The sequence below is a fragment of the Streptomyces fradiae genome (assembly GCF_041270065.1).
Lineage (GTDB): Bacteria > Actinomycetota > Actinomycetes > Streptomycetales > Streptomycetaceae > Streptomyces.
The window spans coordinates 1,863,980-1,889,393 of the sequence record NZ_CP065958.1 but is presented as its reverse complement, the minus strand read 5'-3'; the positions used below and the strand labels follow the sequence as shown (position 1 = coordinate 1,889,393).

Genomic DNA, 25,414 nt, shown 5'->3' with positions numbered 1-25,414 from the left:
GACTGGCCGTGACTCTAAGCGCAGCCGGGGAAGGACCGGGAGCGCCGACGACATGATGTGACTGTCTTGTTATGCCGACAGGGGGAACCGGTGTGCAGGCCATGGGCAAACTCGGACATAACGGTCGGCAATGTGGTGTTCACATGCTGAGAACGCCCAGAGAACGCCCAGTTCCGCTAAGGCGCTTGAGTGGTTCATGGTCCTGACAAGATCATCCGGCGACTCTCCGGATATCGGACACCCGCTCTGAGCTCAGCGGACGAAGCGGCTGACCGGAGCGCTCCGCTCCGTCGCCGGTGCCATCTCGTGGGAAGATTACGCAGAGTCACGACGGGGATGGCCGGGAACCGCTGGTGGGTACGCGCTGTTCGCTGGGCGGTCGCCAGTTCTCCGAACTGCCCGTCGCGCCCTTCGCCGCCTCGCACCTCCGCCGGGTCTCGCGGTCGGTCAGCGCGAACGCCGCCGCGCGCCCGGTCCGCCGCTCCTCGGCGCGCGCGTCGGCGAGGACCTCGTCGTGGATCTCGTACTGCTCGTTGGACATCCCCTTCTGCTCCCAGTCGAGCCCCGCCCACTTGCTCCCCTTCAGGGCCTCTTTCACCCAGTACGACACCAGACTTGTGCATACGTCCGCCGGCGAACTCGCCGTCGGCTCCGGGTCCGCGGTCCGCTCGGGCGCCCGCCCGCAGCCCGTCGACAGGGCGAGCGCGCAGCCGGCCAGGACCGCGGCGAGCGCGGTCCCGGCCGGGTGTGGGCGGCGACGGGTCACGGCAGTTGGACGAAGGTCCGCAGGAAGTCGCGGGCGCCCGGGGTGTCGAGCCGGTACACCACGTTCGTGGCGTAGCAGGGGGTGTCGCCGGTGATCGTGGTCGCCACGAGCGTCCGCCGGCCGCCGAGCTCGGCGAAGTTCGGTCCGCCCGAATCGCCGTAACAGGCACCGCCGTTGCCCTGTGGCGCGGTCATGCTGAGCCGGATCCACGCGTCGTTCAGGGCGTTGAACGAGACCGGCGCCTTCATGCGGACGCCGCCGCCCGGATGGGTGTGGCCGCCCGGTCCGCGCTCGGCCTCCTGGGTGCCGTATCCGGCGACGACGAAGGGGGTGGCGTTCAGTCCCTGCGGGCCGAGCGCGTCCAGCGCGCCCGCCTTCGGCAGCGCCGCGGGCTTGAAGCTCCAGCGCTCCGCGATCTTCGCCGCGGGCAGTTCGATCACCGAGATGTCATGGGTATCGGCCGCCGGGCCCGGGTACGCCGGGTGACTGTGCGCGACGCCCTCGACGGCCACGGCGCGCGCCACGGCGGCCGGGTCGCCCGGATGCGCGGCGGCGGCCGCGTCCAGGGCGGCCTGCACGTCCTGGTCGAGCGAGACGTGGAAACGCACGTTCTCCGGCCAGTCGGTCGTGCAGTGCGCCGCGGTGAGGAAGGTGTCGGCGTCGATCATGGTCCCGGAGCAGACCCAGTCGACCCGGTCGGGCGTGCCCGGGTCGGCGTCGTCGTCCCAGGTCGCGACGAGGGCGCCGACCTCGGTGCGCTCGGGCGCGGGCGTCGCGTTGTACGAGTTGATCGCCGCGGACGGGATCGCGGTGGCGAGAACGGCGGCGCAGGCCGCGGCGGACACGGCGGTCGCCACGGTCGTGGTGCGTACGGCGGTCAAGACAACCCCTTGGTCGAGGAACGCGGGTGTGAGCGGACCCGTCAGTGAAGCGGCTGTCGCGGGCGAGGGCAAGAGGGCGCGGGAATACGGGAGTTGGGCGCGCGGTCGCCGGCGCGGCGGGGGCCGGAACGCACCGCGGCCCGGTACGGGAGGTTCCGTACCGGGCCGCGAAGGGGGAGAGGGGCGGGGGCGCCGCTCGGGCGCAGGGCTCAGGCCCCGGCTCAGGCGCCGGTGCCGTCCAGCCGGCCGGCCGCCGGGAGGTGCTGCGCGTCCTGGCCGCCGACCTCCTTGAGCATGCAGGTCAGGCGCGCCGTGCAGACCCGCCTGTCCTGCTCGTCCGTGATCACGATCTCGTACGTCGCGGTCGAGCGGCCCCGGTGCACCGGCGTCGCCACACCCGTCACCAGACCGCTGCGCACCCCGCGGTGATGCGTGCAGTTCAGGTCCACGCCCACGGCGATCCGGGACACCCCGCCGTGCAGCATCGAACCGACCGAGCCCAGGGTCTCGGCGAGCACCGCGGAGGCGCCGCCGTGCAGCAGCCCGTACGGCTGGGTGTTGCCCTCCACGGGCATGCGGCCGACCACCCGGTCCGCCGAGGCCTCCAGGATCTGCACGCCCATCCGGTTGCCCAGGTGCCCGGCCGAGAACAGCGCCGGCAGGTCCACGCCCAGCGAGGCGTACTCGTCGATGACCTCCTGCGGGAACTTCACGTGCTGCTGCTCACCCATGGACGGGCTCCGTTCGTCGTCGTGCGGCCGGTCTTTCGCTACTGCCTGAGCAAACGCTTAGGCGGTTGCGGATTCTTCCAGACGCACGATCACGGACTTGCTCGCGGGGGTGTTGCTGACGTCGGCCGTCGACTCCAGCGGCACCAGCACGTTCGTCTCCGGGTAGTACGCCGCGGCGCAGCCCCGGGCCGTCGGATAGTGCACCACCCGGAAGCCGGGCGCCCGCCGCTCGCTGCCGTCCGTCCACTCGCTCACCAGATCCGCGTACGCCCCGTCCGCGAAGCCGAGCGCCGCCGCGTCCTCCGGGTGCACGAGGACCACCCGGCGGCCGCCCGTGATGCCCCGGTAGCGGTCGTCCAGACCGTAGATCGTGGTGTTGTACTGGTCGTGCGAGCGCAGCGTCTGCAGCAGCAGCCGGCCCTCCGGCACCGCCGGGTACTCCACCGGCGCCGCCGTGAAGTTCGCCTTGCCGGTCGCCGTCGGGAAACGGCGCTCGTCGCGCGGCGCGTGCGGCAGCGCGAAGCCGCCCGGGTTCGCCGCGAGCCGCGCGTTGAAGTCCTCGAAGCCCGGGATCACCCGGGCGATCCGGTCGCGGATCGTCGCGTAGTCCGCCTCGAACTCCTCCCACGGCGTCGCCGAGCCCTTGCCGAGCACCGCCCGCGCCATCCGCGCCACGATCGCCGGCTCGGACAGCAGGTGCGGGCTCGCCTGCGGCAGATTGCCGCGCGAGGCGTGCACCAGACCCATCGAGTCCTCGACCGTCACGAACTGCCGGCCGCCCTTCTGCACGTCCTTGTCCGTGCGGCCGAGCGTCGGCAGGATCAGCGCGCGGGTGCCGGTCACCGCGTGCGAACGGTTCAGCTTCGTCGACACGTGCACCGTGAGGCGGGCCTTGCGCATCGCCGCCTCGGTGACCTCGGTGTCCGGGGTCGCCCCGACGAAGTTGCCGCCCATCGCGAAGAACACCTTCGCGTCGCCGTCGCGCAGCGCCTCGATGGCCCGCACCACGTCATAGCCGTGATGGCGCGGCGAGACGATCCCGAACTCCTTGTCCAGGGCGTCCAGGAAGGCCGCGGCCGGCCGCTCGAAGATGCCCATGGTGCGGTCGCCCTGCACATTGGAGTGACCGCGCACCGGGCACACCCCCGCGCCCGGCCGCCCGATGGCGCCCCGCAGCAGCAGGAGGTTCACGACCTCGCGGATCGTCGGCACCGAGTGCTTGTGCTGGGTCAGGCCCATCGCCCAGCAGACGATCGTCCGCTCCGAGGCGAGCACCATCTCCAGGGCCCGCTCGATCTCCGCCCGGGAGAGCCCGGTCGCCGCGAGCGTCTCGTCCCAGTCGGCCTCCTTCGCGGCCGCCGCGAACTCCTCGTACCCATGCGTGTGCGCGGCGACGAACTCCTCGTCCACCGCCCCCGGAGTCTCCAGGACGAGCTTGTTGAGCAGCCGGAACAGCGCCTGGTCGCCGCCGATCCGGATCTGCAGGAAGAGATCGGTGAGCGCGGCGCCGCGGAGCATGCCCTGCGCGGTCTGCGGGTTCTTGAACCGCTCCAGACCGGCCTCCGGCAGCGGATTCACCGAGATGATCTTCGCGCCGGCCGCCTTGGCCTTCTCCAGGGCCGACAGCATCCGCGGATGGTTCGTCCCCGGGTTCTGCCCGGCGACGACGATCAGGTCGGCCCGGTGCAGGTCCTCCAGGGAGACGCTGCCCTTGCCGATGCCGATCGTCTCGCTCAGCGCCGAGCCCGAGGACTCGTGGCACATGTTGGAGCAGTCCGGCAGATTGTTCGTACCGAACTCGCGGGCGAAGAGCTGCAGCAGGAACGCCGCCTCGTTGCTGGTCCGGCCCGAGGTGTAGAAGAGCGCCTCGTCCGGCGAGGACAGCGCCGTCAGCTCCTCCGCGATGATCGCGAACGCCCGCTCCCAGCTCACCGCCTCGTACCGGTCGGCACCCTCCGGCAGATACATGGGGTGCGTGATCCGGCCCTGCTGACCCAGCCAGTAACCACTGCGCTCCGCCAGGTCCGCCACCGGGTGCGCCGCGAAGAACGCGGGCGTCACCCGGCGCAGCGTCGCCTCCTCGGCGACCGCCTTCGCCCCGTTCTCGCAGAACTCCGCCACATGGCGCTTGTCGCCCTCCGGCCAGGCGCAGCCCGGACAGTCGAAGCCGTCCTTCTGGTTGACCTTGAGCAGCGTGCGCGCGGTGCGCCGCACACCCATCTGCGCCTGGGCGATCCGCAGCGTGTGCGCGACGGCGGGCAGCCCCGCGGCCGCGTGCTGCGGCGCCGCGACCTGCGGCGCGTCCTGGACCGGGTCACCGGCGGGCGGCTTGCTGACCATCGCGCTCTCCCTTGAGCGAAACAAAGCTGTCGTACGACCCGATCCTGTCACGCACCCCTGACATCGGACCACGCGTGGTCCGGTCACGAGGGGGCCGAGTCGCGGGGGAGCCGGAGTGGACGGGAATGTCAGTCGCGCGTGGCAGGATCGTCCCGTGGCCGAGACAGCAGCGAAGAAGACCGATATGACCGAAGAGAACCGCCCGCGCCTGCTCCTCATGGACGGGCACTCCCTGGCGTACCGGGCGTTCTTCGCACTGCCCGCGGAGAACTTCACCACCGCGACCGGGCAGCCGACGAACGCGATCTACGGATTCGCGTCCATGCTGGCGAACACGCTCCGCGACGAGGCGCCCACGCACTTCGCCGTCGCGTTCGACGTGTCCCGCAAGACCTGGCGGTCCGACGAGTTCCCCGAGTACAAGGCGAACCGCTCCAAGACCCCCGACGAGTTCAAGGGACAGGTCGAGCTGATCGGCGAGCTGCTCGACGCCATGCACGCGCCGCGCTTCGCCGTCGAGGGCTTCGAGGCGGACGACGTCATCGCCACCCTCGCCACCCAGGCCGAGGCCGAGGGCTTCGAGGTCCTCATCGTCACCGGCGACCGGGACTCCTTCCAGCTCGTCACCGACCACACCACCGTGCTCTACCCCACCAAGGGCGTCTCCGAGCTGACCCGCTTCACCCCGGACAAGGTCCAGGAGAAGTACGGGCTCACGCCCTCGCAGTACCCCGACTTCGCGGCCCTGCGCGGCGACCCGTCCGACAACCTGCCCGGCATCCCCGGCGTCGGCGAGAAGACCGCCGCCAAGTGGATCAACCAGTTCGGCTCCTTCGCCGAACTCGTGGACCGCGCCGAGGAGGTCAAGGGCAAGGCGGGCCAGAACTTCCGTGACCATCTGGAGTCGGTGAAGCTCAACCGGCGCCTCACCGAGATGGTCCGCGACGTCGAGCTGCCGAAGACCGTGACGGACCTCGCCCGCGAGCCGTACGACCGGACGGCCGTCGCCCTCGTCCTCGACACCCTGGAGATCCGCAACCCCTCGCTGCGCGAGCGGCTCCTCGCCGTCGACCCCGGCGCCGCCGAGGAGACCGCCCCCGCGCCCGCCCCCGGCGTCGAGCTCGACTTCACCGTCCTCGGCTCCGGCGAGCTCGCCGGCTGGCTCGCCGAGCACGGCGGACAGCCGCTCGGCATCGCCACCGTCGACAGCTGGGCCCTCGGCACCGGCAGCGTCACCGAGGTGGCCCTCGCCGCGGAAGGAGGCGCCGCCGCCTGGTTCGACCCGACCGAGCTCGACGAGGCCGACGAGAAGGCCTGGTCGGCCTGGATCGCCGACGCCGACCGCCCGAAGATCATGCACAACGCCAAGGGCGCCATGCGGGTCTTCCCCGAGCACGGCTGGAGCGTCGCCGGCGTCACCATGGACACCGCGCTCGCCGCGTACCTGGTGAAGCCCGGCCGCCGCTCCTTCGCCCTGGACGCCCTCTCCGTCGAGTACCTCGGGCGCGAGCTCGCCCCCGCCGCGGCCGCCGACGGCCAGCTCGCCTTCGGCGCCGACGACACCGCCGAGGCCGAGGCCCTGATGAGCCAGGCCCGCGCCGTCCTCGACCTCGGCACCGCCTTCGAGGAGAAGCTCGCCGAGGTCGGCGCCAAGGACCTCCTCCACCAGGTCGAGCTCCCCACCTCCGTGCTCCTCGCCCGCCTGGAGCGGCACGGCATCGCCGCCGACCGGGACCACCTTGAGGCCTTGGAGCAGCAGTTCGCCGGCGCCGTGCAGCAGGCCGTGAAGGAGGCGCACGCCTCGGTCGGCCACGAGTTCAACCTCGGCTCGCCCAAGCAGCTCCAGGAGGTCTTCTTCGGCGAGCTCAACCTGCCGAAGACCAAGAAGACCAAGACCGGCTACACCACGGACGCCGACGCGCTCGCCTGGCTCGCCGGCCAGACCGAGCACGAGCTGCCGGTCATCATGCTCCGCCACCGCGAGCAGGCCCGGCTGCGCTCCACCGTCGAGGGCCTCATCAAGACCGTCGCCGCCGACGGACGCATCCACACCACCTTCAGCCAGACCGTCGCCGCGACCGGCCGTCTCTCCTCCACCGACCCCAACCTGCAGAACGTGCCGGTACGGACCGACGAGGGCCGAGCCATCCGCCACGGCTTCGTCGTCGGCGAGGGCTTCGAGGCCCTGATGACCGCCGACTACAGCCAGATCGAACTGCGCGTCATGGCCCACCTCTCCGAGGACGAGGGCCTGATCGAGGCCTTCACCTCCGGCGAGGACCTGCACACCACCGTCGCCTCCCAGGTCTTCGGCGTCGAGCGGTCGGCCGTCGACGCCGAGATGCGCCGCAAGATCAAGGCCATGTCGTACGGCCTGGCGTACGGGCTCTCCGCCTTCGGCCTCTCCCAGCAGCTGGGCATCGAGCCGGCCGAGGCGCGCGGCCTGATGGACACCTACTTCGAGCGCTTCGGCGGCGTCCGCGACTATCTGCGCCGCGTCGTCGACGAGGCCCGCGCCACCGGCTACACCGAGACCATGCTCGGCCGCCGCCGCTACCTCCCGGACCTCAACAGCGACAACCGCCAGCGCCGCGAGGCCGCCGAACGCATGGCCCTCAACGCCCCGATCCAGGGCACCGCCGCCGACATCGTCAAGGTCGCCATGCTCGACGTCGACCGCGCCCTCACCGAGTCCGGCCTCGCCTCCCGCATGCTCCTCCAGGTCCACGACGAAATCGTCCTCGAACTCGCCCCCGGCGAACGCGCCCAGGTCGAATCCCTCGTCCGCGCCCAAATGTCCAACGCGGTCTCCCTCCGCGCCCCGCTGGACGTCTCGGTGGGCGTCGGCCAGAACTGGGACGAGGCGGCGCACTGACGCGACGTCCCGACCCGAAAGGCCCGGCCCTGCGAGGGTCGGGCCTTTCGGCTGACGGTCAGCGGGGGCCCTGACCGGAACGCTCCGGAGTACGTTCCGCCACGGGGGCAACGGGCGGCAGCCCCGGACCCGCACCCGCACGGACCCGCACCCCCACTCCGTACACCAGCACCCCCACGAACAACCCCGACCCCGCCCCGAAGCACAGCGTCGGGATGATGTCGACCGGCGTCCCGATCCGCCCCCAGTACGCGTAGAAGCGCAGCACCCGCTGCACCGCCCCGGCCACCACGCACCCCCCGATCACCGTCGCCGCGAGCAGCAGCCCGCGCCGGTCGAGGACCGGCACCCGCGCGGGCAGCGGCGCGTCAAGGGGCGTCGCGCGCAGGGCCCGTACGGTGAACCAGCAGAGCAGCACCAGGGCCAGCGCCGAACCCCCGTACTGCGCGTAGAGGTAGACGGGGAAGCCGGCCACGACCTCGCCGAGGACCGGGATCACCCGGGTGCCCCAGCGGTCGAGATGGGTGAACGCGTCCCACACCACGTGCGTGGTCGCGCCGATCATCGCCGACAGCACGAACCACCCGGCCAGCGCCGCCGGATGCCGCTCCCGCCACGGCCGCCCGCGCACGAAGCCGTACACCCGGCCCCGCCACCCCCGCGGCAGCAGCGCCACCAGCGGCTCGCGCACCAGCAGCCACAGCCCCACCATCGCCGCCGTGATGAGCACGTCGACGGTGACGACGCCGAGGAAGGAGTGCGTGACGTTCCCGAACAGCATCGCGCCGGGAATCGCCGAGGCCGCGAAGTACGTCATGTCGGGGGAGAAGGAGCCGGCGACGAGCGCCGACGCCACCAGCGGGCCCCGGCCCGTTCCGCCGCGGCGGATGCCCGGCAGGACCGCTGCGGCATGACTGAGTGTGAACGGCACGGGACTCCCCCTCGATCCGAAGTGCCCCCTCAGTATTCAGGACCGTCCGACGGAGAAAGCTCCGGCGGCCAAGTAGTGACGAAACAGTGAAAGACGGTCAGCACGCGGTGTCCCGGTGACCGGAGTTGGCATAGGGTCGGCGATCGGAGCCGCGCGGGGAGCGCGGAGGGGACACGGGGAGGACCACACGTATGGCAGCGCACTTGGGCCGCCGGCTGCGCAGGGGAGCCACCAGCGGTGCGGTCGTGGCCGCCGCGGTCGCGGCGCTCGCCGCCTCTCAGGCCCCCGGCACGACTCCGCCGCCCACCGACGGCACGAGCGGCGACCTGCCCATCGGTGCCGGTGACGCGACCACGCCCCCGGACGGCTCGGCCTCCGGCAACTCGCCGTACTACACCGAGCTGCCCCCGCTGAACACCCCCAACAAGCCCGGCGCGCCCACCAGCCCGCCGCTGTTCACCGGCCCAGGCGAGGCCGGCATACCCGCGACCGTCTACGCGGCCTACAAGCGGGCCGAGGAGTCGATACGCTCCACCGACCCCGACTGCAACCTGCCCTGGCAGCTGCTCGCCGGCATCGGCAAGGTCGAGTCCGGTCAGGCCGGCGGCGGCAACGTCGACGCCAACGGCACCACCAAGTCCCCGATCCTCGGCCCGGTCCTCAACGGCGTCGGCTTCGCCAACATCTCCGACACCGACGGCGGCCTGTACGACGGCGACACCACGCACGACCGGGCGATCGGCCCGATGCAGTTCATCCCGTCCACCTGGAAGACCTGGGGCCAGGACGCCAACAGCGACGGGAAGAAGGACCCCAGCAACATCTACGACGCGGCCCAGGCCGCCGGCCTCTACCTCTGCGCCAACGGCCGCAACCTCGCCCTCCAGGCCGACCTGGACAAGGCGATCCTGAGCTACAACCACTCCAACGAGTACCTGCGCACGGTGCTCTCCTGGTTCGAGTACTACAAGCGCAACTCCCACCAGGTGCCCGACGGCACCGGCCAGCTCCCCGGCCACCGCAGCGACGACCCGGTCACCACCCCGGCCGGCACCCGTCCGCTCCCGACGACCCCCGCGTCGCCGAAGCCGAGCCCGACGCCGACCACGCCGAAGCCCACTCCCTCCAAGCCGACGCCGTCGAAGCCCACCACTCCGCCGGTCACCGACCCCGCGAGCCGGGTGACCCGGATCTCCCGGGACGGCGCCACCGCCCTCACCGCCCGTGCGGGCAGCGGCTTCGTCACCCGGCCCACGGTGCTCGCCGTCGACGCGGCCGGCAAGCCGGTCCCCGGCGTCCAGGTGCGGTTCCGGATCGTCGGCGACACCGACACCCGGTTCGCCATCGGAGTGCGCGAGGTCACCGTCGTCACCGGCAGCAACGGCAAGGCCGTCGCCCCCACCCTCAAGGCCGGTGAGGCCACCGGCGCCTTCACCGTCAGCGCCGCCGTGGCCGGCCGGACCCTGAACGCGGTCGAGTTCACCGCGACCGTCACCGAGCGCTCCGCCGACACCCTCACCCGCCTCGACGCCAAGGAGCTCGCGGCCGTCACCGGCGGCAGCTTCGCCGACCGGGTCGCGGTCAAGGCCACCGACGACGGCACCGTCGCCGCCGGGGTCGCGCTCACCGCCACCTTCGTCACCTCGGCCGAGGACCCGAAGCCCGCCACCGACGGACCCTTCTTCAAGGACGCCGACGGCAACCCGGTCCGCACCCTCACCGGCCTGCAGACGGCGGCCGACGGCACGTTCACGCTGCCGGAGGTCTTCGCGGGCGACACGGCCGGGACCTTCACCCTGCGGATCACCGCGCCTGGCGGCGGCACGCTCACCGTCACGTTCACGGTGACCGCCCCGGAGCCCGAGCCCACCCCGACTCCCACGCCGACCCCGTCGCCCTCGGAGTCCGGGACCGGCACCCCGTCGCCCACGCCGGGATCCTGACCGCCCGGGCGTTGCCCGCCCGGCCCCTCGTGCCGCCCCCGTGTCCGCCGCGCCGGACCCGGGGGCGCACGCGTTCTGAGTGCAACGTGTTCTCATCTCGCGGTCGCGTTGCTACGGTGCCCCCGCCCTGACGACGTATCAGATCGAGCACCGGGAGGCCGACCTTGCGCGCTCTTGCCGCAGCCGTCATCGGACTCGTGCCCGTCCTCCTGTTCATCCTGCTCGTCTCCTTCACCGATCTGCCGCCGGACGGGCCGACCTCGCCGCTGCCCCTGCTCACCGCCGATCCCGGCCCCAAGAAGTGAGGGGCCGCCCCATGCGCCGCCGAGCGAGCCTCGTCCTGCTCTCGTTCGCCGTCTTCCTCGCCGCCATGGCCCCGACCATGCGCTGGTACGCCTTCCCCCGGCTCGCCAAGATCCCGCCGAACCAGTACCAGGAGACCGTCCTGGAGGCGAAGCCCGCGACCCTCCTGAACTACTCCACCCTCAAGTCCGAGCAGGTCGACAAGATCACGATCGTCCAGACCCTCAAGGGCAATGTGGAGGAGTCGAAGAAGATCGAGCGCGACGCCGGCCGTGACGTCGTGGTCTGGGACTCCCTTTCTTATGTTCTCGGCCCCGACGGCAAGATGGTCTCCAAGATCCCCGAGCGCTACATCTTCGACGCCCACACCCAGGACCCCGTCCACGCCACCGGCGAGACGGTCGACGGCGACCCGGTCCGCCGCGACGGCATCGAGTTCAAGTGGCCCTTCCTCACCGAGAAGCGGGACTACCAGTACTTCGACGCCCAGACCCGCACCTCCGCCCCCATCCACTACCAGGGCACCCGCACCTTCCGCGGCCTGGAGGTCTACTACTTCGAGCAGACCGTCCCCTGGACCGAGGTCCCCATGCCCAAGACCATGCCGGTCCAGGGCATCACCCCCGACGTCCTCGCCAAGACCGGCCTCACCCGCTGGTACACCACCAAGCGCATGTTCTGGATCGACCCCGTCACCGGCGCCCCCGTCAACGGCGAGGAGATCCACCGGGAGGAACTCCGAAACGCCCGCGCCCTCATGGGCCAGGACACCGTCACCGTCTTCGCCGGCCACGTGAAGATGCGCGAGGACTACATCGCCTACGTCGTGGACCTGGTCAAGAGCAACCGCCTGATGGTGCTCCTGCTCGTCTCCTATCTCCCGTGGAGCTTCACCGTCCTCGCCCTCCTCCTGCTCGCCCTCTCCCTCTGGCTGGAAGCCCGCTCCCGCCGCCCCGCGACCGCGACCGGCACCGACCCCGGTCCCGACCCGGGTCCGGACCCCGGGCCCGGGCCCGTCACCGCTCCCGCCTGAGCCGGGCACTGGTGTGCCGGGTCGGCTCCGCCACCGAGGGGTCCTCCGGCCACGGGTGCTTCGGATACCGCCCCCGCAGCTCCGCCCGCACCGCCCGGTAGCCCTCCCGCCAGAACGAGGCCAGGTCCGAGGTCACCGCCGCCGGCCGCCCGGCGGGGGAGAGCAGATGCACCAGCACCGGCACCCCCGCCACCCGGGGCGTCTCGGCGAGACCGAACATCTCCTGCAGCTTCACCGCGAGCACCGGCCGCTCCCCGCCGTACTCCACCCGTATCCGCGAACCGCTCGGCAGCTCGATCCGCTCCGGCGCCAGCTCGTCCAGCCGCCCCGCCTCGCCCGTCGCCCACGGCAGCAGCCGGCGCAGCCCCTCACCCGCGTCGATCCGCCCCAGATCGGCCCGCCGGCGGGCCCGCGACAGCTCCGGCTCCAGCCACTCCGCGGCCCGGCCGAGCAGTGCCTCCTCCGACACCTCGGGCCACGGCTCGCCCACCACCCGGTGCAGGAAGGCCAGCCGGCTCCGCAGCTCCACCGCGTCCCGCGACCACCGCAGCAGCCCCGTGCCCTCCCGGCGCAGCCCGTCGAGCAGCGCCGCCCGCACCAGCGCCGGATCGGCCGCGTCCCGCAGCGGCCGCACCGTCAGCTCCACCGCCCCCAGCCGCTCCACCGACCGGGCCACCACGTCCCCGTCCTCCCAGTGGACCTCCTCGCCCGAGCTCAGCAGATGCCCCGCCGCACGCCGCGCCACCGCCTCGTCCACCACCGCCGCGAGCCGCACCCGGGCCACGGCGCTCTGCACCGTCCGGTCCGCCACCGCGACCGCCAGCCACGGCGCCGACCGCAGCCCCGAACCCTCGGAGAGCCGCGCCCCGGTGCCCGACACCATCAGACAGCCGCCCTGCTCCCGAGCCCGCGCCACCCGCTCCGGAAACGCCAGCGCCGTCAGCAGGCCCGCCACCGCGTCCTCCCCGGCGGCCCCCGGTCCTGCGGCCCGCCCGTCCGCACCGGGCCCGGCCGCCTCGCCGGCCGACCGCTCCAGCCGCCGCACCTCCGCCTTCCAGCGCGCCCCGTACCCGTCGCCGCCCCGGCGGGCCTCGCGCCAGGCCGCCGCCAGATCGTCCCCGTACTCCCGGGGCGGCTCCTCGCTCAGCAGCGCCACCACTTCCGCCGCCCGCCGCGCCCCGACCTCGGGCGCCCCGTCGAGCAGCGCCCGCCCGAGGCGCGGATGCAGACCGAGCCGGGACATCCGCACCCCGCGGTCGGTGGCCCTGCCCTCCCCGTCCACCGCGCCGATCGCCGTCAGGACCTGCCGGGCCGCCGCCATCGCCCCGGCCGGCGGCGCGTCGAGCAGCGCGAGACCGGCCGCCGAGGGATCCCCCCAGCACGCCGCCCGCAGCGCGAAATCGGTCAGATCGGCGACCCTGATCTCGGGGGCGGGGAACCGCGCGAGCCGCGCGTCCTCCGCCGCCGACCAGCAGCGGTACACCGTGCCGAAGGCCTCGCGCCCGGCCCGCCCGGCGCGCTGCGTCGCGACCGCCGCCGACACCGGCACCGTGGCCAGTGAACCCAGGCCCCGCGCATGGTCCGTCCGAGGCTCCCGGGAAAGCCCGGAATCGACCACGATCCGCACGCCCGGCACCGTCAGGCTCGACTCCGCCACCGAGGTCGTCAGGACCACCCGGCGCCGCCCGCCCGGCCCGCCGCCCCGCAGCACCGCGTCCTGCACCGCCGCCGGCGCCCGCCCGTGCAACTGCAGCACCTCGGCGTCCACGCCCGCGAGCAGCCCGGCCGTCCGGGCGATCTCCCCGGTGCCCGGCAGGAAGCAGAGCAGATCGCCCTCGTGCCGCTCCAGCGCCTCCCGCACCGTCGCGGCCACATGCCGCAGCAGCGCCGGGTCCACCCAGGTGCCGTGCGCCGGCCGCACCACGGCCGGCGGTGGTGCGAAGTGGATCGCGGAGCCATGGACCTTGCCCTCCGCCCGCACCACCGGCGCCGGACCGCCGCCGTCGAGGACGGTCAGCAGCTCCGCCCAGGCCGCCGCGTCGCTCGTCGCCGACGCGGCGATCAGCCCCAGCTCCGGCCGCAGCGCCGCCCGCACGTCCACCAGGAACGCGAGCGCCGTGTCCGCGTCCAGATGCCGCTCGTGGCACTCGTCGAGCAGCACCACGTCCACGCCGGCCAGCTCGGGATCGCGCTGCAGCCGCTGGAGCAGCACGCCCGTGGTCACGACCTCGACCCGGGTGTCCGGACCGGCCCGCCGCTCCCCGCGCACGGAGAATCCGACGGACCCGCCGACCTCCTCGCCGAGCAGCCAGGCCATCCGCCGCGCCGCCGCCCGCACCGCCATCCGGCGCGGCTCGGCGACCAGCACCCGCCGCTCCGCCCCGTCCCCTATAAGACCCGCGAGGGCCAGCGGGACCAGCGTGGTCTTGCCGGTCCCCGGCGGGGCGTGCAGCACCGCCGTGCCGCGCTCCTCGAGCGCGGTCAGCAGCTCGGGGACGGCATGGCGGACGGGAAGCAGGTCGAGTGCGTCGTTTCGGATCACGCGGCCAGTCTCGTACGACCCGCCGACCCGGTGCGCGCGACTGTCCACAGGCCCGCCGATTCATATGACTAATCGGCGGGGTGGCTCGCCGGCAGTGGTCCGTGCGGCGCGGCGGCTAGTCCATGCGCTCGCACACGAAGATCGCCGTGCCCGGGATCAGGTTGCCCCGCAGCGGGGACCAGCCGCCCCACTCCTGGTTGTTCCAGGACGGCCACTCCGGCTCGACCAGGTCCACCAGCCGGAAGCCGCCGGCCACCACGTCCCGCACCCGGTCCCCGATCGTCCGGTGGTGCTCGACGTAGACCGCGTTCCCCCGCTCGTCCTGCTCGACGTACGGCGTCCGGTCGAAGTAGGAGGCTGCGATCGACAGGCCTTCCGGACCAGGCTCGTCCGGGAACGCCCAGCGGATCGGGTGCGTCACCGAGAACACCCAGCGCCCGCCCGGCCGCAGCACCCGGCGCACCTCGCGGAACACCCGTACCGGATCGGCCACGAACGGCACCGCGCCGTACGCCGAGACCGCCAGGTCGAAACTGCCGTCGCGGAACGGCAGCACTCCCGCGTCCGCCTCCACCAGCCCGACCCCCGGCACGTCACCGCCGCCGATCCGCAGCGCGTGCTGGAGCTGCCGGTGCGAGAGGTCCAGGGCCACCGGCCTGGCCCCCTGTGCGGCGAGCCAGCGCGAGCACTGCGCCGCGCCCGCGCCGATCTCCAGGACGTCCAGTCCCTTCAGCGCCGAGGCCGGCCCGAGCAGCTCCGCCTCGGCCTCGTCGAGACCCTCCGGCCCCCACACGAACCGGTCGTCCCCGAGGAACGCTCCGTGCTCGCTCTGGTACTCGTCGGCGTTGCGGTCCCACCAGCCGCGGCTGGCCCGGCTGCTCTCCGCTTCCCCGGCGTCACGCCGGGTGGCCTCCGCCTCGTCCTCGGGCCCGTCTTCGTGTCCGTACTCTTGGTTCATCTCGCCCGTCGATGTAGTTTGCGCTCAGAGCCGCGCGCGTAGATGCGGGCGGCCTCCCGCGGCCAGGATGGCCTGGGCCGACATGAGTTGTGCCGGATATGCGGCGATCCGCCCCGGGTGTGCGCTTCGCGCATTGACCCTGTCCGGCCGCCCCCGTATGCTAAAGGTTGCGCTGCGGGCCTGCGCGCCTCAGACGGAGCAGGCCGCGCTCGCACCTGTTGCAGTCCCCTCGGTTTTCGAGGCGCCCCCCGTTCGGCGGGATCGGCGCTTCATTGGCTGTCCGGCTTCTTCAGTGCGATACGGGCTCTCGGCGTAGCAGTACCTACGACTTTCTGTCCGTAACCGGAGCCCTTTCCCACATGACGAGCAGCACCGAGACCACCGCCACCACCCCGCAGGTTGCGGTCAACGACATCGGTAACGAGGAAGCCTTCCTCGCCGCGATCGACGAGACGATCAAGTACTTCAACGACGGCGACATCGTCGACGGCGTCATCGTGAAGGTCGACCGGGACGAGGTCCTGCTCGACATCGGTTACAAGACCGAAGGTGTCATCCCGAGCCGCGAGCTCTCGATCAAGCACGACGTCGACCCCAACGAGGTCGTCAAGGTCGGCGACGAGATCGAGGCCCTGGTTCTCCAGAAGGAGGACAAGGAAGGCCGCCTGATCCTCTCGAAGAAGCGCGCCCAGTACGAGCGTGCCTGGGGCACCATCGAGAAGATCAAGGAAGAGGACGGCATCGTCACCGGTACCGTCATCGAGGTCGTCAAGGGTGGTCTCATCCTCGACATCGGCCTCCGCGGCTTCCTCCCGGCCTCCCTGGTCGAGATGCGTCGCGTCCGCGACCTCCAGCCCTACGTGGGCAAGGAGCTCGAGGCGAAGATCATCGAGCTGGACAAGAACCGCAACAACGTGGTCCTGTCCCGCCGCGCCTGGCTCGAGCAGACCCAGTCCGAGGTCCGCCAGACCTTCCTCACGACCCTCCAGAAGGGTCAGGTCCGCTCCGGCGTCGTGTCCTCCATCGTCAACTTCGGTGCCTTCGTGGACCTGGGTGGCGTCGACGGCCTGGTGCACGTCTCCGAGCTGTCCTGGAAGCACATCGACCACCCGTCCGAGGTTGTCGAGGTCGGCCAGGAGGTCACCGTCGAGGTTCTCGACGTGGACATGGACCGCGAGCGCGTCTCCCTGTCGCTGAAGGCGACCCAGGAGGACCCGTGGCAGCAGTTCGCCCGTACCCACCAGATCGGCCAGGTCGTTCCGGGTAAGGTCACCAAGCTGGTTCCGTTCGGTGCGTTCGTCCGCGTGGACGAGGGCATCGAGGGTCTGGTCCACATCTCCGAGCTGGCCGAGCGCCACGTGGAGATCCCGGAGCAGGTCGTCCAGGTCAACGACGAGATCTTCGTCAAGGTCATCGACATCGACCTCGAGCGCCGTCGCATCAGCCTCTCGCTGAAGCAGGCCAACGAGTCCTTCGGTGCCGACCCGGCCTCGGTCGAGTTCGACCCGACCCTGTACGGCATGGCCGCGTCCTACGACGACCAGGGCAACTACATCTACCCCGAGGGCTTCGACCCCGAGACCAACGACTGGCTCGAGGGCTACGAGACCCAGCGCGAGGCCTGGGAGACCCAGTACGCCGAGGCGCAGCAGCGCTTCGAGCAGCACCAGGCTCAGGTCATCAAGTCCCGCGAGGCCGACGAGGCCGCCGCTGCCGAGGGTGGCGCCGCCGCTCCGGCCGGTGCCCCGGCGGGCGTCTCCGGTGGTTCGTACTCCTCGGAGTCGGACGACAACTCCGGCGCCCTGGCGTCGGACGAGGCCCTGGCTGCGCTCCGCGAGAAGCTGGCCGGCGGCCAGAGCTGAATCGGCTCACCGCTGAGCTCCAGTAGCTAGCGTCGAGGCCCGTCTCCCTCCGGGGAGGCGGGCCTCGTTCGTTTCTCCTCGGCGCGAAAACACCCACCGACCCCGGCGTGATCGCGGGAATGGGCGCGGAGCGGAGGGTGTTGACCCAGGAGAATCGAGGAGGAGCGGAAATCGTGCTTGATCCCCAGGATTTGTACGAATGGGACCAGAAGGGCCTGGCCGTCGTCGACCTGGCCCTGGCCCAGGAGTCGGCCGGACTGGTCATGCTCTACCACTTCGACGGCTACATCGACGCCGGCGAGACCGGCGAGCAGATCGTCACGCGCCTGCTCGACACGCTGCCCCACCAGCCCGTGGCCCGCTTCGACCACGACCGTCTGGTGGACTACCGCGCCCGCCGCCCGCTGCTGACCTTCCGCCGTGACCGCTGGACCTCCTACGAGACCCCGGCGATCGAGGTGCACCTCGTCCAGGACGCCACCGGCGCGCCCTTCCTGCTGCTCTCCGGCCCCGAGCCGGACGTCGAGTGGGAGCGCTTCGCCGCCGCCGTGGGCCAGGTCGTCGAGCGCCTCGGCGTGCGCCTCGCCGTGAACTTCCACGGCATCCCCATGGGCGTCCCGCACACCCGCCCGGTCGGCCTCACCCCGCACGGCAACCGCGTCGACCTCATGCCCGGCCACCGCAGCCCCTTCGACGAGGCCCAGGTGCCCGGCAGCGCCGAGTCCCTCATCGAGTTCCGCCTCGGCGAGGCCGGCTTCGACACCCTCGGCGTCGCCGCCCACGTCCCGCACTACGTGGCCCGCTCCCCGTATCCGGACGCCGCCCTCACCGCCCTGGAGGCGGTCACCGCCGCCACCGGCCTGGTCCTGCCCGGCGTCGCGCACGCCCTGCGCACCGAGGCCCGCCGCACCCAGACCGAGATCGACCGCCAGATCGGCGACGGCGACGAGGAGCTGGTCGCCCTGGTCCAGGGCCTGGAGCACCAGTACGACGCGGTGGTCGGCGCCGAGACCCGCGGCAGCCTGGTCGCCGAGCCCGTCGACCTGCCCTCCGCCGACGAGCTGGGCCGCGAGTTCGAGCGCTTCCTCGCCGAACGGGAGGGCGACGCATAGCGCGCGGACCGCGGGATCTAAGCTGCCGCTCATGCTGAAGGTGGGCCTGACCGGCGGTATCGGCGCCGGCAAGAGCGAAGTGTCCCGGCTGCTCGTCTCGTACGGCGCCGTCCTGATCGACGCCGACCGGATCGCGCGCGAGGTCGTCGAGCCCGGCACCCCCGGGCTCGCCGCCGTCGTCGCCGAGTTCGGCGAGGGCGTCCTCACCCCCGAGGGCACCCTCGACCGGCCCGGCCTCGGCGCCATCGTGTTCAACGACCCCGAGCGGCTCGCCGCCCTCAACGCGATCGTGCACCCGCTCGTCGGCGCCCGCTCCGCCGAACTGGAGGGGCGGGCCGGCCCCGACGACGTCGTGATCCACGACGTGCCGCTGCTCACCGAGAACGGCCTCGCCCCGCTCTACGACCTCGTCGTGGTCGTGGACGCCGCCCCCGAGACCCAGCTCGACCGCCTGGTCCGGCTGCGCGGCATGACCGAGGACGAGGCCCGCGCCCGCATGGCCGCCCAGGCCACCCGCGCCCAGCGCCGGGCCGTCGCCGACCTGCTCATCGACAACGACGGCCCCCTGGAGGCGCTGGAACCTCAGGTGCGCAAGGTCTGGGAGGAGCTCCGGCAGCGCGCCGCGGACACCCGCTGACGGGAATCCGCCACGGCGCCGCAGGTCGCAAGTGCCCCCGGACTGGGTAGGAATGCCCACCAGGGGAGGCCCCGGCGCCACGGCCCCCCGACGGAATACGGTCACCGTGCCCGCTGTTGAACCGCCGGAACGAGGGGAAGGAAACGCCGTGGCCGAGAGCACCCCGGAGACCCACGTCATCGACTACCGGGCCGCCGAGCAGCTGCTCGCCGCCCGGGACCCGAGAGGCGCGGTCAAACTCCTCGACTCGGTGATCGCCGCCCACCCCGAGAACACCGCGGCCCGCCTGCTGCGCGCCCGCGCCTTCTTCGCCGCCGCCCAACTCCGCTCGGCCGAGCTCGAGTTCGGACTGGTCCTGGAGCGGGAACCGGACAACGCGTTCGCCCACTTCGCCCTCGCCCGCACCTTCGAGCGCTCCGGCCGCTCCGCCCAGGCCCTGCGCCACTTCCGGCTCGCCGCCGCGCTCGACCCCAAGCCGGAGTACCTGGAGGCGGCCCGGTTCGGCCCCGCCGAAGCCTGAATCGCCGGTGCACCGGCAGCGACGTGGCTCAGCGGCCGCGGCGGCGGCCGCCGTGATCGGGCTCGTACGGCGGGATGTCACGCCCCGGCTGCCAGTGCGGGCCCTGCCGGATGTGGTGGGCGACGATGACCAGATCGACGGCCGCCACCACGAACAGCACCCCGCATGCCGCCGCCCAGCCGGGCCGTTCGACCAGCGAGAACACCGTCGTACCGAAGCCGGCCCACAGGACACCCCACAGGCTCAGCCAGAACCGCAGCCGCAGCGCACTGCGCGCGGTCGCCGGTTCACTCCCCGTACGCATGACTCACATCTCCCGGGTGAGGTGAACCCCTCGGGCACTTTCCAGGATCCCACCCAAGGACCGACGGGCGTCGAGAGGACGTGACAGGCATGAGCGAACCACGGAACACGGACCGGAAGCGCACCGGACACGGCGGGACCGGCCCCGGGCCGATCACCCCGGACGGCTGCGCCGTCGACCTCTACCGGCGCCTTGCCGTCGGCACCGAACCCGAGGTGATCGGGGCCGCGCTGCCGCCCGGCGCCACCCTCCTCGAGTTGGGCAGCGGCGCGGGCCGGGTGACCGTCCCGCTCGCCGAGCGCGGCTTCACCGTGACCGCCGTGGACGAGTCGGCCGAGATGCTCGCCGTCGTCGGCGAGCGCGCCCCAAACGTCGAGACCGTCCTCAGCCCCATCGAGGAGCTGCGGCTGCCGAGGCGGTTCGACGCCGTCGTGCTCGGCTCGTTCCTCGTCCACACCGCCGACCACCGCACCCGGCAGGGCCTCCTGGAGACCTGCCGGCGGCACGTGAAGGACGACGGGCACGTGCTCGTCCAGCGCGAGGGCCCCGGCTACCACGACGACGTGCCGCGCGAGCGGCACGACCCCGCCGGCTACACCGTGCGGATCGCGGCCACCGACCCCGTCGGCGACGGCGTCGACCGGGTGCTGTGCGAATACGTCTTCCCGGACGCGCGCTGGACCCAGACCTTCCTGTCCCGCCGGCTCAGCCCCGAGGCCTTCGAGGGACACCTCGCGGAGGCCGGACTCGCCGTCGAGCGCTACCTCACCGACGACGGCACCTGGGTGCTCGCCCGGCCCGTCCCGGGCGTCAGTGGATGACGCTGTAGCTGCGCCAGGGCAGCGTGCCCGGCACGATCTCGTCCGCCGTCCGGGTCGCCAGATAGATGGGGTCCTTGCCCTTGCAGTCCAGCGTCCGGTAGAGCTGGATGTCCACCAGCGTCGCGTTCTCCACCCTGGTCGCGCCCGACGGCGCGAGCCGGTGACAGCCGTTCACCGAAGGGCTGGTCACCCTTACCACGACCTCGCGCCCCGTCTCGTAGTTGAGCGTGCCCACCATGGTGCGGCCGAGGCCGGAGCAGCCCGCGAGGGCGAACGTGAGCAGGGCGGCCCCGCTGGCGATGGAGAGACGCCGGTGAAGGGACATGGCGGGATTCCTCGTCTGTCGGGCGTGGGCGGCCGAGGCCTGTTCTCCGTCACCCTGCCGCCTCCCGGGCCGGGTGTCATGTCCGGTTGAGCCGGTCGGGGGAGCCCGTCGCGGACCGTGGCGCGAGGCCGTTGTCAGACCCCACCCGTAAGGTCGGAGGTCCAGTCGGAATCCGTCACGGAAGACGGAGCACGGAGCACAAAACGGGAGGTGAGCAGCACCGTGACCACACTCCTCGCCGCCGGCGCCGCCGTCTTCCTGCCCGCCGCCCTGCCCCGGGACGGCCGCATCGCCCTGTGGGCTCCCGACGGCGGGCCGCTGCCCGGCGAGCGCCCCGGACCCGGACCCGGGCCCGGATCCGGACCCGACGGAGCCCCGGTCCTGCCCGCCTCCGCCGAGCGGGCCGAGCTCACCGTCGTACGGCGGCACGGCACCGGGGTCCGCACCCGGACCGTACCCGCGGTGCTGCTGCCCGTCGCCGACGCCCTGCCCCACCTGGTCGCCGCCCGCCACCACCCGGCCGCGCACCCCGCGACCGCCTGCTGGGGCGCCGCCGCCCTGCACGCCCTGCACCTCGTCGCCCGCGGCCGGCTGCTGCCCGGACTCACCGCCGACGACCACGACGCCTGGCGGGCCGGACCGCTCGATGCCGACGACATCGCCCATCTGCGGGCCATCGCCGCCGCCATGCCCTACGAGGCCCACGCCACGCCCGTCCCCGGCCCCGGGCCGCTCCGGCTGCCCGAGCCCGAGGCCCTGGTCCGCGCCTTCCTCGACGCTGTCGCCGACACCATGCCCCGCACCCCTGCCGCGCCCCACGCCGCCGGCGCCCCGTTCGCCGCCCGCGAGCCCAGTCGGCTGCCCGGCGCGCGGGCCTGGGCCGCCGAGGCCGCCGCCGGCATGGACGCCGGCGTGCGGATCTCGCTCCGCCTCGACCTGTCGCCCTTCGAACTCTTCGACGTCTCCGGCCCGGCGGACGTCGTCGATACCGCCGGTACCACTGAAACCGAGGTGCGGCAGGCCGCCGCCGCGCTCCTCCAGGTGCACAGCCTCGCCGACCCCACCCTCGTCATCGACGCCGGCCCCCTGTGGGCCGGTGAGGGCGACGAGCGCTTCGGGCCGCGGGCCCGTATCGACGCCGTGCTCGCGCTGCGCCGCGCCGCCCGCGTCTGGCCGCCGCTCGGCCGCCTCCTCGAACGGCAGGTGCCCGACGTGATGCCGGTGACCGAGGACGAGCTGTACGAGCTCCTCGGCCCGGCCGCGGCCCGGCTCGCCGACGCCGGGGTCGCCGTCCACTGGCCCCGCGACCTGGCTCGCTCCCTCACCGCCTCCGCCGTCGTCCGTCCCGACCGCGCCGCGCCCGGCTCCGCGACCGACGGCACCGGCTTCCTCGACAGCACCGAGCTGCTGCGGTTCAACTGGCAGCTCGCCCTCGACGGCGACCCGCTCACCGCCCGCGAGATGGACGCCCTCGCCGAGGCCCACCGGCCCGTCGTGCGGCTGCGCGACCAGTGGGTGGTCGTCGACCCCCATCTCGTCCGCAAGGCCCGCAAGCGCGAACTCGGCCTGCTGCAGCCTGTCGACGCGCTCGCCGTCGCCCTCACCGGCACCGCCGAGGTCGACGGCGAGACCGTCCCCGCCGTCCCCGTCGGCGCCCTCGCGGCCCTGCGCGACCGGCTGCACGCCGGCCCCGAGGACGTGCCCCCGCCGCCCGGACTCGACGCCACCCTGCGCGACTACCAGCTGCGCGGCCTCGCCTGGCTCGACCTCATGACCTCGCTCGGCCTCGGCGGCTGCCTCGCCGACGACATGGGCCTCGGCAAGACCGTCACCCTCATCGCCCTGCACCTGCGGCGCGCCCGCACCGCGCCCACCCTCGTGGTCTGCCCCGCCTCGCTCCTCGGCAACTGGCAGCGCGAGATCCAGCGCTTCGCCCCCGGCGTCCCGGTCCGCCGCTTCCACGGCACCGACCGCAGCCTCGACGGAGTCGACGGCGGCTTCGTCCTCACCACCTACGGCACCCTGCGCACCAGCGCCGACCGGCTCGCCGGGCGGGACTGGGGCATGGTCGTCGCCGACGAGGCCCAGCACGTCAAGAACCCGTTCTCCGCCACCGCCAGGGCACTGCGCACCGTGCCCGCCCCCGCTCGGGTCGCGCTCACCGGCACCCCCGTCGAGAACAACCTCTCCGAGCTGTGGGCCCTGCTCGACTGGACCACCCCCGGCCTCCTCGGCCCCCTGAAGGCCTTCCGCTCCCGGCACGCCCGCGCTGTGGAGAACACCGACGAGATCGAGAACGAGGAGGCGGTCGCGCGCCTGGCCCGGCTGGTCCGCCCGTTCCTGCTGCGCCGCCGCAAGTCCGACCCCGGCATCGTTCCCGAGCTGCCGCCCAAGACCGAGTCGGACCACCCGGTGGCCCTCACCCGCGAACAGGCCTCGCTCTACGAGGCGGTGGTGCGCGAGACCATGGCGCAGATCGAGGGCGCCGAGGGCATGGCCCGGCGCGGCCTGATCATGAAGCTGCTGACCTCGCTCAAGCAGATCTGCGACCACCCCGCCCTCTACCTCAAGGAACGCGCCCCCGGCTCCGGCGCGCGCGCCGCGACCGGCCGGCTCCGGCTCGCCGGCCGCTCCGGCAAACTCGCCCTGCTCGACGAGCTCGTCGACACGATCCTCACCGAGGACGGCGCCGTGCTCGTCTTCACCCAGTACGTGTCGATGGCCCGGCTCCTGGAGGACCACCTGGCCGCCCGGGGCATCCCCACCCAGCTGCTGCACGGCGGCACGCCGGTCGCCGAACGCGAGCGGATGGTCGACCGCTTCCAGGCCGGCGAGGTCCCCGTCTTCCTGCTCTCCCTCAAGGCCGCCGGCACCGGCCTCAACCTCACCCGGGCCGGCCATGTCGTGCACTACGACCGCTGGTGGAACCCGGCCGTCGAGGAACAGGCCACCGACCGCGCCTACCGGATCGGCCAGACCCAGCCGGTCCAGGTCCACCGGCTGGTCGCCGAGGGCACCGTCGAGGACAGCATCGCCGAGATGCTCCGCGCCAAGCGGGCCCTCGCCGACGCCGTCCTCGGCAGCGGAGAGGCCGCCCTCACCGAACTCACCGACCGCGAGCTCGCCGACCTGGTGTCCCTGAGGAGGCCCGCATGAGCCCCCACGGCACCCTCCCCGGCGACCGTCCGGACCGCCCCGACCGCCCCGACCGCCCCGACCGCGCCCGGTTCGCCGGCGCCGGAGCCCGCGCCCGTACCCGCTCCGCGGCCGCCCGTACGGCCGGGGCGCCCCGCCACGACGCCCGGCGCCGCACCTTCCCCCCGCTCGCCCCGCGCGAGGCCCCCGACGGGCGGTTCGCCGCCACCTGGTGGGGCAACGCCTGGGTGGACGCCCTGGAGGACACCGCGCTCGACCCGGCCCGGCTCGCCCGCGGCAAGGCCTACGCCCAGCGCGGCCACGTCGACGCCATCACCGTCACGCCCGGCCGCGTCGTCGCCTATGTGCACGGCAGCCGCCCCCGGCCGTACCGCGCGGAGATCCGGCTGCGGACCCTCGGCGACGACGACTGGGAACGCTTCCTCGACAAGGCCGCCGCCCGGCCCGAGCACATCGCCGCCCTCCTCGACAAGGACGTGCCGCACGCCCTGGAGGCCGTCACCGGACTCCTGCCGGCTCCCGGCGACCTCGTCCCCGACTGCACCTGCCCCGACGACGGCTACCCCTGCAAGCACGCCGCCGCCCTCTGCTACCAGGCCGCCCGCCTCCTCGACGAGGACCCCTTCGTCCTCTTCCTCATGCGCGGCCGCGACGAGCAGGAACTGCTCGCCGACCTCACCCGGCGCAACGCCGTCCACGCCGCCGCCGAGAGCGCCCCCGCCCTGCCCACCGTCCTCGCCCGCGCCGTGCTCGCCCCCACCACCGGGCACGCGCCGATGCCGCTGCCCCCGCCGTTCCCCGCACCCGACCGGCCCGGCCGGCCCGCCGTCTTCCCCGCCGACCCCGAGGCACCGGACCCGCTCGCCCTCGACCTCCTCGCCGGAGAGGCCGCCGCCCGCGCCCACACCTTCCTCACCACCGGACACGACCCCGTCGCCGCCCTCAACCCCTGGCAGGACGCGGTCCGGCTGGCCGCCGCCCACCCCGGCTCCGGCCTCACCGCCTCCACCCGCGCCCTCTACCGCGACCTGGCCTACGCCCTCGACCGCACCCCCACCGACCTGGCCCGGGCCGTCGCCGCCTGGCGCCAGGGCGGCGTCGCCGGACTCGCCGCCCTGGAAGAGCCCTGGGACCCGCCCGCCGGCCCCTTCGACCGGGCCCGCCCCGCCCTGCTCGCCGCCGACCTCCCGGCCTTCCGCCCCTGGCGCAACCGGCTGTCCACCGCATCGCTCCAGCTGCGCCTCGGCCGCGACGGCCTCTGGTACGGCTACGAGTCGGACACCGACCGCGAGGACTGGTGGCCGCGCGGCACCCCCGACGCCGACCCGGTCGGCGTGATCACCGACCTCCTGGGGAGGTGACCGATAGGCTGGG

The 25,414-nt window shown here is 73.3% G+C and carries 20 protein-coding genes; 11 read left to right on the top strand and 9 right to left on the bottom strand.

Features of this window, described 5'->3' with window-relative positions; genetic code table 11:
- Positions 1–325: 325 nt before the first annotated feature.
- The 4 genes from JAO84_RS08465 to JAO84_RS08450 form a co-directional block, all read right to left on the bottom strand.
- Positions 326–766 (bottom strand): hypothetical protein, encoded by a 441-nt coding sequence (locus tag JAO84_RS08465; protein ID WP_370411837.1) that lies wholly within the window; start codon positions 764–766, stop codon positions 326–328.
- On the bottom strand, positions 763–1,647 hold the full coding sequence (locus JAO84_RS08460; protein ID WP_370411835.1) for a trypsin-like serine protease: 885 nt from the start codon (positions 1,645–1,647) through the stop codon (positions 763–765). The genes JAO84_RS08465 and JAO84_RS08460 overlap by 4 nt, the downstream gene beginning before the upstream one ends.
- Positions 1,648–1,868: 221 nt before the next feature.
- Complete coding sequence (locus tag JAO84_RS08455) at positions 1,869–2,378, bottom strand: PaaI family thioesterase (protein WP_370411833.1); 510 nt, start codon at positions 2,376–2,378, stop codon at positions 1,869–1,871.
- 57 nt (positions 2,379–2,435) lie between these two features.
- Positions 2,436–4,718 carry an FdhF/YdeP family oxidoreductase gene (locus tag JAO84_RS08450; protein WP_370411831.1) on the bottom strand — a complete coding sequence of 761 codons (2,283 nt, stop codon included), beginning with the start codon at positions 4,716–4,718 and terminating at the stop codon, positions 2,436–2,438.
- A 154-nt stretch (positions 4,719–4,872) separates the two neighbouring features.
- Here JAO84_RS08450 and polA point away from each other — a divergent pair, with 154 nt between their 5' ends.
- Positions 4,873–7,593, top strand: coding sequence for a DNA polymerase I (polA, locus tag JAO84_RS08445; RefSeq protein ID WP_370411829.1), 2,721 nt, complete (start codon positions 4,873–4,875; stop codon positions 7,591–7,593).
- A 58-nt stretch (positions 7,594–7,651) separates the two neighbouring features.
- On the opposite strand, the gene JAO84_RS08440 is transcribed toward polA, so the two are convergent.
- Complete coding sequence (locus JAO84_RS08440; RefSeq protein ID WP_370411827.1) at positions 7,652–8,524, bottom strand: DUF4184 family protein; 873 nt, start codon at positions 8,522–8,524, stop codon at positions 7,652–7,654.
- 191 nt (positions 8,525–8,715) lie between these two features.
- On the opposite strand from JAO84_RS08440, the gene JAO84_RS08435 reads away from it, so the two are divergent.
- From JAO84_RS08435 to JAO84_RS08425, 3 genes are all read left to right on the top strand, one after another.
- Complete coding sequence (locus tag JAO84_RS08435; protein WP_370411825.1) at positions 8,716–10,467, top strand: lytic transglycosylase; 1,752 nt, start codon at positions 8,716–8,718, stop codon at positions 10,465–10,467.
- A gap of 164 nt (positions 10,468–10,631) precedes the next feature.
- Complete coding sequence (locus JAO84_RS08430; RefSeq protein ID WP_265866181.1) at positions 10,632–10,772, top strand: SPW_0924 family protein; 141 nt, start codon at positions 10,632–10,634, stop codon at positions 10,770–10,772.
- 11 nt (positions 10,773–10,783) lie between these two features.
- Entirely contained in the window at positions 10,784–11,803 is a 1,020-nt protein-coding gene (locus JAO84_RS08425; protein ID WP_370411823.1) for a DUF3068 domain-containing protein, read from the top strand.
- Here JAO84_RS08425 and hrpB read toward each other — a convergent pair.
- Both hrpB and JAO84_RS08415 read right to left on the bottom strand, forming a co-directional pair.
- Positions 11,787–14,345, bottom strand: coding sequence for an ATP-dependent helicase HrpB (hrpB, locus tag JAO84_RS08420; RefSeq protein WP_370411821.1), 2,559 nt, complete (start codon positions 14,343–14,345; stop codon positions 11,787–11,789). The genes JAO84_RS08425 and hrpB overlap by 17 nt on opposite strands.
- A 115-nt stretch (positions 14,346–14,460) precedes the next feature.
- A complete protein-coding gene (locus tag JAO84_RS08415; RefSeq protein WP_370411819.1) occupies positions 14,461–15,303 on the bottom strand; it encodes a class I SAM-dependent methyltransferase in 843 nt (280 codons plus the stop codon).
- A 359-nt stretch (positions 15,304–15,662) separates the two neighbouring features.
- Here JAO84_RS08415 and rpsA point away from each other — a divergent pair, with 359 nt between their 5' ends.
- The 4 genes from rpsA (at position 15,663) to JAO84_RS08395 (ending at position 19,434) form a co-directional block, all read left to right on the top strand.
- Positions 15,663–17,165 (top strand): 30S ribosomal protein S1, encoded by a 1,503-nt coding sequence (rpsA, locus tag JAO84_RS08410; RefSeq protein ID WP_019885395.1) that lies wholly within the window; start codon positions 15,663–15,665, stop codon positions 17,163–17,165.
- A gap of 173 nt (positions 17,166–17,338) precedes the next feature.
- Entirely contained in the window at positions 17,339–18,277 is a 939-nt protein-coding gene (locus JAO84_RS08405) for a PAC2 family protein (protein WP_370411816.1), read from the top strand.
- Between the two features lie 31 nt (positions 18,278–18,308).
- A complete protein-coding gene (gene coaE, locus JAO84_RS08400; RefSeq protein ID WP_370411814.1) occupies positions 18,309–18,914 on the top strand; it encodes a dephospho-CoA kinase in 606 nt (201 codons plus the stop codon).
- Between the two features lie 148 nt (positions 18,915–19,062).
- Positions 19,063–19,434, top strand: coding sequence for a tetratricopeptide repeat protein (locus JAO84_RS08395; protein ID WP_265866174.1), 372 nt, complete (start codon positions 19,063–19,065; stop codon positions 19,432–19,434).
- Between the two features lie 28 nt (positions 19,435–19,462).
- Here JAO84_RS08395 and JAO84_RS08390 read toward each other — a convergent pair whose 3' ends face one another.
- The gene (locus JAO84_RS08390; RefSeq protein WP_370411812.1) at positions 19,463–19,738 is read right to left on the bottom strand and encodes a DUF6343 family protein; all 276 of its coding nucleotides are present in this window, start codon (positions 19,736–19,738) and stop codon (positions 19,463–19,465) included.
- An 89-nt stretch (positions 19,739–19,827) separates the two neighbouring features.
- Between JAO84_RS08390 and JAO84_RS08385 the strand changes: the two genes are divergently transcribed.
- The gene (locus JAO84_RS08385; protein WP_370411810.1) at positions 19,828–20,559 is read left to right on the top strand and encodes a class I SAM-dependent methyltransferase; all 732 of its coding nucleotides are present in this window, start codon (positions 19,828–19,830) and stop codon (positions 20,557–20,559) included.
- On the opposite strand, the gene JAO84_RS08380 is transcribed toward JAO84_RS08385, so the two are convergent.
- Positions 20,549–20,884, bottom strand: coding sequence for a hypothetical protein (locus JAO84_RS08380; protein ID WP_265866171.1), 336 nt, complete (start codon positions 20,882–20,884; stop codon positions 20,549–20,551). The genes JAO84_RS08385 and JAO84_RS08380 overlap by 11 nt on opposite strands.
- 210 nt (positions 20,885–21,094) lie before the next feature.
- Between JAO84_RS08380 and JAO84_RS08375 the strand changes: the two genes are divergently transcribed.
- Positions 21,095–24,040 carry a DEAD/DEAH box helicase gene (locus JAO84_RS08375; protein ID WP_370411807.1) on the top strand — a complete coding sequence of 982 codons (2,946 nt, stop codon included), beginning with the start codon at positions 21,095–21,097 and terminating at the stop codon, positions 24,038–24,040.
- Positions 24,037–25,401 (top strand): SWIM zinc finger family protein, encoded by a 1,365-nt coding sequence (locus JAO84_RS08370; protein ID WP_370411805.1) that lies wholly within the window; start codon positions 24,037–24,039, stop codon positions 25,399–25,401. Before JAO84_RS08375 ends, JAO84_RS08370 begins: the two co-directional genes overlap by 4 nt.
- The last annotated feature ends 13 nt before the right edge of the window (positions 25,402–25,414 follow it).